Source organism: Burkholderia sp. Se-20378, from assembly GCF_017104665.1.
Taxonomy (GTDB): Bacteria; Pseudomonadota; Gammaproteobacteria; order Burkholderiales; family Burkholderiaceae; genus Burkholderia; species Burkholderia lata.
In genome coordinates this window covers 1-10,901 of record NZ_JAAGPG010000280.1, presented here as the reverse complement: position 1 = coordinate 10,901, position 10,901 = coordinate 1, and the positions used below count along the sequence as shown (strand labels likewise).

Annotated in this window: 11 protein-coding genes; 5 read left to right on the top strand and 6 right to left on the bottom strand. The window is 67.9% G+C overall.

The genetic code is table 11. The annotated features are described in order from the left end of the window. Positions 1-328: 328 nt before the first annotated feature. Positions 329-1,810 carry a sigma-54 dependent transcriptional regulator gene (locus tag G3N93_RS24865; RefSeq protein WP_174938688.1) on the top strand — a complete coding sequence of 494 codons (1,482 nt, stop codon included), beginning with the start codon at positions 329-331 and terminating at the stop codon, positions 1,808-1,810. A gap of 28 nt (positions 1,811-1,838) precedes the next feature. Here the strand turns inward: G3N93_RS24865 and G3N93_RS24860 are convergent, their stop codons facing one another. Beyond that, positions 1,839-2,207 (bottom strand): GtrA family protein, encoded by a 369-nt coding sequence (locus G3N93_RS24860; protein ID WP_206134163.1) that lies wholly within the window; start codon positions 2,205-2,207, stop codon positions 1,839-1,841. A 1,130-nt stretch (positions 2,208-3,337) separates the two neighbouring features. Beyond that, a complete protein-coding gene (locus G3N93_RS24855; RefSeq protein WP_011355847.1) occupies positions 3,338-4,120 on the bottom strand; it encodes an ABC transporter substrate-binding protein in 783 nt (260 codons plus the stop codon). Positions 4,121-4,353: 233 nt separating this feature from the next. On the opposite strand from G3N93_RS24855, the gene G3N93_RS24850 reads away from it, so the two are divergent. Beyond that, positions 4,354-4,773, top strand: coding sequence for an MbcA/ParS/Xre antitoxin family protein (locus G3N93_RS24850; protein ID WP_011355846.1), 420 nt, complete (start codon positions 4,354-4,356; stop codon positions 4,771-4,773). A gap of 2 nt (positions 4,774-4,775) precedes the next feature. Next, on the top strand, positions 4,776-5,471 hold the full coding sequence (locus G3N93_RS24845; RefSeq protein ID WP_174931911.1) for an RES family NAD+ phosphorylase: 696 nt from the start codon (positions 4,776-4,778) through the stop codon (positions 5,469-5,471). A 32-nt stretch (positions 5,472-5,503) separates the two neighbouring features. Here the strand turns inward: G3N93_RS24845 and G3N93_RS24840 are convergent, their stop codons facing one another. After that, a complete protein-coding gene (locus tag G3N93_RS24840) occupies positions 5,504-6,235 on the bottom strand; it encodes a metallophosphoesterase (RefSeq protein WP_206134162.1) in 732 nt (243 codons plus the stop codon). Between the two features lie 137 nt (positions 6,236-6,372). Between G3N93_RS24840 and G3N93_RS24835 the strand changes: the two genes are divergently transcribed. Next, a complete protein-coding gene (locus G3N93_RS24835) occupies positions 6,373-7,026 on the top strand; it encodes a DUF1345 domain-containing protein (protein WP_174938686.1) in 654 nt (217 codons plus the stop codon). A gap of 24 nt (positions 7,027-7,050) precedes the next feature. On the opposite strand, the gene G3N93_RS24830 is transcribed toward G3N93_RS24835, so the two are convergent. Continuing rightward, a complete protein-coding gene (locus G3N93_RS24830; protein WP_206124578.1) occupies positions 7,051-7,719 on the bottom strand; it encodes a glutathione S-transferase in 669 nt (222 codons plus the stop codon). A gap of 139 nt (positions 7,720-7,858) precedes the next feature. Continuing rightward, a complete protein-coding gene (locus G3N93_RS24825; protein WP_206124579.1) occupies positions 7,859-8,566 on the bottom strand; it encodes a class I SAM-dependent methyltransferase in 708 nt (235 codons plus the stop codon). 310 nt (positions 8,567-8,876) lie between these two features. Between G3N93_RS24825 and G3N93_RS24820 the strand changes: the two genes are divergently transcribed. Continuing rightward, positions 8,877-10,529, top strand: coding sequence for a DUF3459 domain-containing protein (locus G3N93_RS24820; protein WP_206134164.1), 1,653 nt, complete (start codon positions 8,877-8,879; stop codon positions 10,527-10,529). A 73-nt stretch (positions 10,530-10,602) separates the two neighbouring features. Here G3N93_RS24820 and G3N93_RS24815 read toward each other — a convergent pair. Beyond that, positions 10,603-10,901 (bottom strand): thiamine phosphate synthase (locus G3N93_RS24815; RefSeq protein WP_206134161.1); only part of this gene is annotated, 299 nt, incomplete at its 5' end.

Below are 10,901 nucleotides of genomic sequence, written 5' to 3'. Positions count from 1 at the left end.
CCCGTCGACCCGTTGCGCACGCATGCGCGGGTGAGCCGATCCGGCGTGCACCGCATCGTCCGAAAGCGCCAGGCGCCAGCGCCGGCGCGGCTTTGCGCGCCGCGCAGCCGCCCGTTCAGGGTTCTCGCCGCATACGCCACCGGGATAACACCCATCTAGCCGCGCGCCGGCCGCATCGTTATACCGTTCATGACAATGTCCACCTCACGCGATTCATGCACGGGGGGATTTTATTCGGACGGAAATGCGGCCAATATGTCGGTTCGATCGAGGTCCGTCGCGCGCGACGGCGAGCCGGCGCGATACCAACGCCAAGCGGGGAACAACGATGGTTGCTAGGTCACCTGACGCAAACGGGCAAGCGGTGTCCGAGATGACGCATGTGTCCGTCACCGCGCCCGAAGACGGACGCAAGCTGTTCGTGATCATGCGTTCGCCCGATGAGCCGTTGCTTGCGCAACTGCGCGGGCTCGGCTGGGAAATCGCCGTCGCGAAGACGGCCGGCGCCGCGCAGAACATGACGTCCGGCGTGAGCGTCGCCGCCGGTCTGGTCGATTTCACCGGGTTCACGTCGCGCGACTATCCCGCGCTGAAGGCGTGCCTGAGCCAGCCGTCGATCGGCTGGATTTCCATCGCGCAGGCCGGCATCACGATCACGCCCGCGGTGCGCGAGCTGATCCGCAGCTATTGCTTCGATTACGTGACCCTTCCGTTGCCCTACGAATGGATATCGCACGTGCTCGGCCACGCGCGCGGGATGGCCGCGCTCGATCGCGTCGACGGCGCGGCCTATGCGGCGTCGATCGGCGAACACGGGATGATCGGCAACTGCGAGGCGATGCAGCAGCTGTTCAGCACGATCCGCAAGGTCGCGAAGACCGACGCGAGCGTGTTCATCTCCGGCGAATCGGGCACCGGCAAGGAGCTGACGGCGCTCGCGATTCACGAGCGCTCCGGCCGCGGCAAGGGGCCGTTCGTCGCGATCAATTGCGGTGCGATTCCGCATCACCTGCTGCAGTCGGAACTGTTCGGCTACGAGCGCGGTGCGTTCACCGGTGCGAACCAGCGGCGCGCGGGCCGGATCGAATCGGCGAACGGCGGCACGCTGTTTCTCGACGAAATCGGCGACATGCCGGTCGAAAGCCAGGCGAGCCTGCTGCGTTTCCTGCAGGAAGGGAAGATCGAGCGGCTCGGCGGCCAGGAATCGATTCCGGTCGATGTACGGATCATTTCGGCCACCCACGTGGATCTCGACAGTGCGGTCGAGGCCGGGCGCTTCCGCGCGGACCTTTATCACCGCCTGTGCGTGCTGCGCATCCACGAGCCGCCGCTGCGCGCGCGCGGCAAGGACATCGACATCCTCGCGCACTACGTGCTGCAGAAATTCAAGTCCGACAGCGGCCGCAAGATCAGCGGCTTCACGTCGGCCGCGCTCGATGCGATGCGCCGCTACGAATGGCCCGGCAACGTGCGCGAGCTGATCAACCGCGTGCGGCGCGCGATCGTGATGGCCGAGAGCCGGCTGCTGACGCCGCACGATCTCGGGCTCGACACGCCGGGCGAAACCGAACCGGTGACGCTCGAACAGGCACGGGCGCTCGCCGAGCGCACCGCGATCGAGAATGCGCTGCTGCGCAACGATCACCGCATCAACAAGGCCGCGGCCGAACTCGGCATTTCACGCGTGACGCTCTACCGGATGATGATCGAGCACGGGCTGAACGATCACGACAACAACGGCGGGAACGGCGACAACGGCGGTCACGACGGCACGCCGTCGGGCGACGCGGGGCACCAGCGGGTCGGCTGAGCGGCGCACGCGTGGCGTGTGAACCGGTTCAGCGACAGGTCCAGAGCCGGTGCAGCACGAACGTGACGGGCGGCACGCACAGCACGACCGCGACGACGCTCCACGCGCGGGCGAGGCCGAGCGTCCCGGTGCCGTGCGCAAGCAGCATCGTCATGCCGAGTCCGGCCGTCGCGACGGCGAGAAAGCGCACGAAGTTGCCCCACGTCACGGGCGACGAAAAACTCCACAGCGTATTGGCGAGATACGAGAACGCGACCGCGTTCGCGCTCACGGGCGTCGCGTCGAACCGCGCGAACATCGCGGCCGCGATCAGCGCATGCAGCGCGGTCGAGCCGACGCCCGACACCCCGAAGCGAATCAGCCTGGCGCGTTCGGCGGTGTAGAAGGTGCGGATCATCGGACGCGGTCGTTCGGGCGGCGTGTGGGGCGTGAGGAACGGGGGCACGGGGCGCGGCATACGCCGGCAAGAGGCGCCGACGCAAACATGACGCGCGCCGGTTTCGCAGTATGGCCATGCGGTCGGCCGGCCCGACGCCGGCCGATGGATGCGCGGACAACCCGCGGCTCGCGCGCCGCCGACGGCATGTAAAGCGCATGAAACATTTCGCCTCGGCCGCCGGGCAAATATGTGCGGCAAATCGGGGTGAAAGGCCTGCAACCCATCGGTAAAAATGCCGCGCTGCATTGTTCAGCCTTATCCGGCAAGGCCGGGCCGCCGCGCGGCCGATCCGTGCCGCGCGGCGCGTGTTTCAGTTTCGTAACTTCCTGCCTTCCGCACCCGTTCCGGCCGCCACGCTGCCCGGTCAAACCCTTGTCCGGGCGGGCTCGCGCGAAGCTGGCCCGCTCCTTGCGAAAGTGGGCGTGCGAAAGTCGACGATGCACGGTCCGTCCGGTTCGGCAGCGAACCCTGTCAGTACCGGTGAGGACACAGTCCGCGGGGATGCGGCGGCGGAGCGCGGCACGACAGCCGCGTTCCGGCGAGCACGGAGCGTCGTCGCCTGATCGTCGGAGCACCGGCTTTGTCCGGTTGCCGGAACAACCATCAAACTGAAACGGGGAAGAAAAATGATCGATCGCCACACGCCGCGGCCGGCAGGCCGCGATCGCAGTGATTCGGAGCATCGCCGGTCGAACGTCGCTCTCGCAGCCGGCCGGCATGCATCGACAGGCCATCTCTCCGCGCCCGGTGCGAGGCGGATCCGGCTGATTGCCGGTCATCCGCGCCGGGTCGGCACTTTCCTGCACGCGAACCCGATACGCAAGGGCATGTGCGCACGGGCGCCGGTACCTCGACGCCCGGTCTTCGCCTATTGACTGAAGTCGCAGATATCCGTTCGCGTCGGGCATCGCCCTCGCGAACGATCGATCTGCAATCCGAATGAAATGCGCAGCGTTGTGCCGCACCGACGACGGATGATGCATTCGATGTGACGGCAAGCGGCATCATGCGCTCGCCGTCTGGTTGTGAGGGGAGGGGCGGTCGGACGCGCGCGACGGGAGTGGCGCCCGTACGCGCGCGACGCCGTTTCAGCCGCCGTAGATGTCGAAGTCGAAGTACTTCGACGCGAGCCGCTTGTAGGTACCGTCCTTGACCATGTCGAGGATGGCGCCATCGATCTTCGCCTTCAGGTCGGTGTCTTCCTTGCGCAGCCCGATGCCGGCGCCGATGCCGAGCACCTTGTCGTCGACGAGCTCGGGGCCGACGAACGTGTAGTTCGCGCCGCGCGACGATTTCAGGAACCCGATGGCCGCCTGCACTTCATCCTGCAGCGCCGCGTCGAGGCGGCCCGAGGTCAGGTCCGCGTATACGCCGTCCTGGTTCTGGTACGACACGACGTTCGCGCCTTGCTTGCCCCAGTACGCCTTCGCGTACGTTTCCTGCGTCGTGCCCTGTTCGACGCCGATCGATTTGCCCTTCAGCGATTCGGCCGTCGGCAGCAGCGGCGAGCCCTTCTTCACGACGAGCCGCGTCGGCTGGTTGTAGATCTTCGTCGTGAAGCCGATCTGCTGCGCGCGCTGCGGCGTGATCGACATCGACGACAGCACCGCGTCGAACTTCTTCGCCTTCAGCGCTGGAATCATCCCGTCGAAATCGTTCTCGAGCCACACGCACTTCGCCTTCAGGCGCGCGCAGATCTCGTTGCCGAGGTCGATGTCGAAGCCGACGAGCTTGCCGTCCGGTGCTTTCGACTCGAACGGCGCGTAGCTGGCATCGGTGCCGAAGCGGATCGTGGTCCAGTCCTTCGCGACGGCGGGGCCTGCGGATACCGCGAGCAGGGCGATCGAAACAGCGGCAATCAGTCTCTTCATGGTGCGTTCCTTGGCGGGTGCTTCCGGGTTCTGTGCGACACGGTTTCACGGACACGAACCGCGTCTGCGCGCGGTGTCCGCACGGCCATTAACGCAGAAAATAAAATCAGAGTCCAGAATGGACAAAAAATATCGTTTCGTCGGGTGGGCGGGTCGGTCGGTGGGTCTCGACCCTTGCAAAAATACGGAAATGGACTAATCTTGTTAGTAAATTCGTTTCGAGACTAACGATCATGTCACAGCCCGCCTATGAATCGCACTCCGCCCCGCCGCAGGCCTCGGTCGCGCAGATGTCGGCGGCCGGCCTCCGTGCGTTTTTCAACATCGCACGCGACTGGGAACTGACGATCGACGAACAGATCGTGCTGCTCGGGTCGCCTGGCCGTTCGACGTTCTTCAAGTGGAAGGCCACGCCGGAATCGGCGCGGCTGCCGCGCGATACGCTCGAGCGCCTGTCGCTGCTGCTCGGCATCTACAAGGCGCTGCAGATCCTGCTGCCGCAGCCGGCCGCGGCCGATGCGTGGGTCAAGCGGCCCAACGACGCGGCGCCGTTCGGCGGCAAGCGCGCACTCGACCGGATGCTCGCCGGCAACGTCGGCGATCTGGTCGCCGTCCGGCAATATCTCGACGCGATGCGAGGTGGCTGGGCGTGACAATGCCGATCCAAGCACAACAATGGCCCACGACGGCGGTCGACTGGGCGCCAGCCTATCGCGTGATCCCCACTCGCTTTCCGGCGATCAACCTGTTCGACCGCGTGGCCTCGGCGGACGATTTCGACGCGCTTTACGCGCTCGAATCGCTGACCAACGATCGCATCCGCAATGAAGTCGGCGCACTCGATCTCGTGCCGCCCGCCGAGCGCCGCTACGGGCAGGGCTGGGGGCCGATCATGGCCGCATTCACGCACCTGAATCCGCAGGGCAGCCGCTTTTCCGACGGCAGCTATGGCGTGTTCTACTGCGCGCGTTCGCGCGATACGGCGATCGCCGAAACGCGGTATCACAGCGCGCTGTTCCTGGAAGCGACGAAGGAGCCGCCGATGCGCCAGCAGATGCGGCTCTATACGGTGATCGCGCAAGGCGACGTGGCCGACATACGCGCGTGGCCGAAACGCGATCCGGCGTTGCTGCACCCGCTCGATTACAGCGCCGGGCAGGCGCTCGGTCGCGCGGTGCGCAATGCGGGCGGCGCGGGGATCGTCTATCCGTCGGTGCGCGACCCGCGCGGCGAGTGCCTGGCGGCGTTCCGCACCGCGCTGCTGCGCGACTGCCATCACGCGGCCTACCTCGAATACAACTGGAACGGCTCGGCCGTCGATGCGGTGTTCGAACTGAACCAGGTCGGCTAGGGCGCGCTTGCGGGCGTCAAGGCATCAACGCATCAAGGCAGCGGCCAGTCGCCCGCGTGGCGTTCGCGCGCTTCGGCCTGCGTCATCGACCAGGTGCGCCCGGTGCGCGGCTCGGCGAGTGTGAGCCGCCCGGCCGGCGCGAACGCGCCCGTGTCGATGAACCACTGCGCGCCGATCCGCTGCGGCGCGCGCACCGGCGTATGCCCGGTGCAGGTCAGCGACAGCCCGGCCTGCCGTGCCGGATCGGCGAGCCCCTGGACGAGATCGCGGCCCCAGATCAGCCGCTCGCGCACGTCATGCGCATAGCTGCCGGTGTCGAGATCGGCGTCCGAGCCGAAGAATTCCGCATGCAGCACGTTGAAGCGCCCGGGGCCGTCGCCGATCACGCGCACCAGCGGCAGCGAGTCGACGCGCGCCGCATGGGCGTGCAGCCGTTCCGGCGGCAGGTCGGCGCCCCAGTCGCCGCCGATCCCGCGCCACGCGTCGGGCGACAGCTTGCCGCGCGCCACGAGGCTCATCACTTCCTCGTGATTGCCGCGCACGACGTGGCACCACGGGCGGTCGAGCAGGTCGAGCGTGGTTTCGGAGGCAGGGCCGCGGTCGACGAGGTCGCCGACCGAGAACAGGCGGTCGCGGGCCGGATCGAAGCGGGTGTCGTGCAGCAGCGCGCGCAGCACATCCACGCAGCCGTGCAGGTCGCCGACGACGAAGTCGCGGCCGACCGTGTTCGCCGGATGGTGGCAGAGGGGGGCGGTGGCAGTCATCCCATTATCTTAGGCGCTCGTGCCCATCGCCACGTCACGATGGAATGACGATAATCGGGGCGGTACCCGCCGGTGCGGCGCAGCGGGCTGTCCCGCACGCCGGCCGAAACCTTTCCATCCGCTTTCGGAATCACACGATGACGCTTTATCCGCAGGTATTACGCAACCGGCCGCGCATGGTCGCGGCGTTCGTCGCCGGCGTGCTGTGCGCGCTGCTGCTGCCGTTTCAGCTGCGTCCGACCGTGCGTGCGCTGATCGGCTGGGATTGTGCGATCTGGCTGTATCTCGTGCTGATGTGGGTGCGCATGGTCACCGCGCACCATCACAAGGTGCGCGAAGTCGCGATCCGCGAGGATGAAAACGCGACGACCGTGCTGACCGTCGTGTGCCTCGCGACCGTCGCGAGCGTCGCCGCGATCGCGATCGAGCTCGCGACCGCCAAGAGCGTCGGCTTCAGCGCGGGGCTCAGCCATTACGCGATCACGGCCGCGACGCTGTTCGGCGCGTGGTTCCTGATCCCGACGATCTTCACGCTGCACTATGCGCGGCTCTATTACGGCTCGCCGGGCAACGATCGCGCGCTGCGCTTCCCGGACCAGAACCCCGAACCCGATTACTGGGATTTCCTGTATTTCGCGTTCACGATCGCGGTCGCGTCGCAGACGGCCGACGTGTCGATGACGAACCGCTCAGCGCGGCGCTCGGTGCTCGCGCAGTCGATCCTGTCGTTCTACTTCAACATGGCCGTGCTCGGGCTGTCGATCAACGTCGCCGCGGGCCTGCTGAGCTGACGCAGGCCCGGGTCATCCACAGCGTTACTTGAGCAGGTCGTACGGGCCGCCGCGCTCCAGCGCCCGCTGGTACGCGGGCCGCGCGTGGATCGCGTCGAGGAAGCGCGCGATCGCGGGATACCGGCTGCCGCCCCCGCGCGCGGTCGCGGCTTCGAGCGGAAAGCTCATCTGGATGTCGGCTGCGCTGAAGCTATCGCCGACGAACCAGCCGGTGCGGTTCAACGTGTCGTCGAGATAGCCGAGATGCAGGGCGATCTGCGGATCGACGAAGCTCGACTGAAGCGTGTCGGCGATCTTGCGCGCGATCGGCCGTGCGAAGAACGGCATCGGCGCATGGGCGATCCGCAGCGCGACGAGCTTGAGCAGCAGCGGCGGCATCGCCGACCCTTCCGCGTAGTGCAGCCAGTACGTGTAGTCGTGCCGCTCGGGCGTGCCGGGCGACGGCGCCAGGCGTCCATTGCCGTAGCGTTCGACCAGGTATTCGATGATCGCGCCCGATTCGGCGTACGTGCGGCCGTCGTCGGTGACGACCGGCGACTTGCCGAGCGGATGGATCGCGCGCAACTCGGGCGGCGCGAGCATCGTTTTCGGATCGCGCGCGTAGCGCACGATCTCGTACGGCACATCCAGTTCTTCGAGCAGCCAGAGCACGCGCTGCGAGCGCGAGTTGTTCAGGTGATGGACGGTGAGCATGTCGACGCCGGAAGTGGGGGCGGGAACGACATCATACCCAGCGCGTGTGGCGCGTACGCGAAATGCGTTGCGCGCCGTGACGAGCCGCGCCTGGCCGACCTCGTCTAGCCGACCGTGCCTGGCTGGCCGTCCCGCGCCATCATGCGCGCCGTACCGCGATCCACGCGCCCCAGAACAGGCTCGCGAAAAAGCGCAGCGGCGCATCGAAGCCCGCATCGCGCAGCAGGCCGAACACGGCTTCCTCGGAAGCAGGCGGATCGGCGCCCTGCAGGATCTTCGCGAGTTGCGCGCGCACCGCGTCGGGCGTCGCGCCTTTCATGCGCCAGCGCTGCTGCCATGCGTCGAGCAGGCGAGGGTGGTCCGCGTAGCGGCGATGGTTGCCGGCGAGCACGAGCGGCGCGCCGGGTTTCAGGCGCCGCGCGATCGCGTGCAGCAGCGCCGCCTTCGCGTCGTCACCGGGGACGTGATGCAGCACGCCGATCAGCGTCGCGCCGTCGAACGCGGGCGTATCGGGCAACGCATCGACACCGTCTTCGACGAACGCCGTGCGTGCGCCGAAGCCCGCGGCCTCGACGTTCGAGCGCGCCAGCGCAAGCATCGGCGCGGACGGGTCGACGGCCGTGAACTGCCAGCCCGGCTCGAGCGCGGCCGCCACGCAGATTTCCTGCCCCGTGCCGCCCGCGCCGGCGACGAGGATCCGCGCCTCGGGTGTAGCCATTGCCGATGCGAGCATGCATGCGGTGAGCTCGTGGCAGGCATCGTAGCCGGCGAGCGCGATGCGGGATTGCTCGGCGTATTCGTGGGCGCGTGCCGGATCGAATTTGGCGGCGCTGGCGGGAAGCGACATGGCGGGTTCCTCGGGTCGGGCGCGGACGTCGTGTCCGCGAGCATGGCGCAGAGCGTAAGCGTGCGCGGTCGGTGCAACAAGGCGAGCAGCCATTCCGGTATGGCTGCTACCTGACTCGCCGAAGCCTGCCGGATTGCGGGTTTTCCCGAGGGTCGATTCGTATTTAAAAATGTCCGGGAGCGATGCATCGCGGTGGCGAAACCGGCGCATACTCGGTTCTCTCCCCCCGCCTGGCCGTCGCTTGCCGGGCCCCGATGCGCCGCGCCCCGCTGGCGCGGCCATGCCGCTCGGTACGCACGAGGAGCGCATGATGTCCGATTGTCCGCACGATCCGTATGCGCAGCACTACATTCACTGCTTGCCGTTCGGCGCCCAGCCCTGTGGCGCGCTTGGCGTGTCGCCGCGCACGCATTTTCGCGTGTGGGCGCCGGGCAGCACGCAGGTCCAGCTCGAACTCGATACCGGCTTCGGCCCGTTGCTCGTCCCGATGACGTCGGCCGGCACGAACTGGTTCGAAGTCTTTGCCGATTGTGGTGCCGGTGCGCTTTACCGCTATCGCCTCGACGATGCGGTATCGATTCCCGATCCCGCGTCGCGCTCGCAACCGGAAGGGCTCAACGGCCCGAGCCAGGTCGTCGATCCGCGCGCGTTGAGTGGGGGCAAGGCGTTCTGGCACCGGCGAGCCTGGGAAGACAGCGGGACGTATGCGATCAGCCCGCACGCGGTGGGCGGCGTAGACGGCGTGCGACGGCGACTGACGCAACTCGCGCGCATGGGCGTGACCGCGCTGGAGTGGCTCGCGTCGCCGCACGACAGCCTGCCGTTCGCGCCGCTCGCGGCCGAAGGCGGCCCCGACGCGCTGAAGGCGCTGATCGACGACGCGCACGGTCACGGTCTCGCGGTGCTGCTGGAGCTCGACTACGCGCGCTTCGGCAGCGGCACTGATGCGCTGCGTCACTACGCGGCGCCGTTCTTCCATACGCGCGACGATCCGCTGCAGGCGCCGCCGCTCGCGCTCGATCATCCGGAAGTCTGCGATTTCTTCTGCGACAACGCGCTGTACTGGATCGACGAGTACCGTTGCGACGGGCTGCGCCTGCGCGAAGCCGACCGGATTGGCGTGTCGTGGCTGCGCGAGATCGCGGACCGCGTGCGTGCGGCCGTGCCGGCCGACCGGTTGATCCATCTCGTACTCGGCAGCGAGCGGCATCCGGCGCATCTTGCCGATACCCATTTCGATGCGCAGTGGAACGGGTGCGGCGAACGCGCGCTGCACCGGCTGACGGGGCGCGATCCGTCGGCCCACGAAGGCATTTCCACGCACCAGTCGATCCACACGCTTGCCCGCGCGCTCACCGCGGCCGGGGCTGCATTCCAGCCGGCCGGGTCGGGAGAAGGGATGGCTGCCGACAGCGGGCTGTCGTTGACGTCGCTGGTGCTGTCCGATGGCGCGTGGCGCGACAGCGGGCAGGGCGACCACGGGCAGGAGGCCGGTCTGGCCGCACTTGCGCTGTCGCTGCTCACGCCGCAGATTCCGTTGATCTTCGACGAAACGGCGCGCGATGCCGATCGCGCGCATTTCGTGCAGTCGGCGCTCGCGGTGCGCGCGAAGCTGATCGCGCCGCGCTTGTCAGATTGCCGGCCGCAGGAAGCGCGTGCGCTGAAGTCGGACGGCGACGGCGATGCCGACGCGCTGCTCGCATCGTGGCGGCTCGCCGACGACGAAACGCTGACCATCGCGTTGAACCTGTCACCCGAGGCGGTGCCGTTCGACGCACCGAGAGGGCGGGTCGTGTTCGAGACGCCCGCGCGTGCGCGCGACCGGGTCGATGAAGGGGTGTTGCCGCCGTATGCGCTCGTCGCGTGGCTGACGGGTGACGTCAACCGGTATGCGCTCACGCACGATGCGCGTCGCATCGACGACGGCATGTGGCGCGGAATGCGTCCGAACCTGAACGCATGACGACGTGAGCCAGTAAAAGAATCTGAGAGGCCGGGCGCATCTGCGCCCGGCTGCCCCGCAGGAAATCCCCGAACTACCAGAACCCGCGAATGCCCGCGATGCCGTAGGCGCCGTGGCGGCGTGCCTCGTCGAGGTGCGTGCGCGTCATGCCGCCGAGCGCGAAGACGGGCATTGCGGCTTCGGCAGCCAGCGCGCCGAACTGTGTCCAGCCGAGCGTCGGCGCGCCGGGATGGCTGAGCGTCGGCAACACGGGCGACAGCGTGACGAAATCCGCGCCGGCGCGCGCGGCCAGCAGCAGGTCGTCGCGAGTGTGACAGGCGGCGGACACCCATCTTCCGGCCGGCAACGGCCGCTGCGCGGCGGCACGCAACG

Bases quoted from the DNA above. Each gene is read 5' to 3' on its own strand.
- G3N93_RS24865 (WP_174938688.1), top strand. From the start codon at position 329: ATGGTTGCTAGGTCACCTGACGCAAACGGGCAAGCGGTGTCCGAGATG.
- G3N93_RS24860 (WP_206134163.1), bottom strand. From the start codon at position 2,207: ATGATCCGCACCTTCTACACCGCCGAACGCGCCAGGCTGATTCGCTTC.
- G3N93_RS24855 (WP_011355847.1), bottom strand. From the start codon at position 4,120: ATGAAGAGACTGATTGCCGCTGTTTCGATCGCCCTGCTCGCGGTATCC.
- G3N93_RS24850 (WP_011355846.1), top strand. From the start codon at position 4,354: ATGTCACAGCCCGCCTATGAATCGCACTCCGCCCCGCCGCAGGCCTCG.
- G3N93_RS24845 (WP_174931911.1), top strand. From the start codon at position 4,776: ATGCCGATCCAAGCACAACAATGGCCCACGACGGCGGTCGACTGGGCG.
- G3N93_RS24840 (WP_206134162.1), bottom strand. From the start codon at position 6,235: ATGACTGCCACCGCCCCCCTCTGCCACCATCCGGCGAACACGGTCGGC.
- G3N93_RS24835 (WP_174938686.1), top strand. From the start codon at position 6,373: ATGACGCTTTATCCGCAGGTATTACGCAACCGGCCGCGCATGGTCGCG.
- G3N93_RS24830 (WP_206124578.1), bottom strand. From the start codon at position 7,719: ATGCTCACCGTCCATCACCTGAACAACTCGCGCTCGCAGCGCGTGCTC.
- G3N93_RS24825 (WP_206124579.1), bottom strand. From the start codon at position 8,566: ATGTCGCTTCCCGCCAGCGCCGCCAAATTCGATCCGGCACGCGCCCAC.
- G3N93_RS24820 (WP_206134164.1), top strand. From the start codon at position 8,877: ATGTCCGATTGTCCGCACGATCCGTATGCGCAGCACTACATTCACTGC.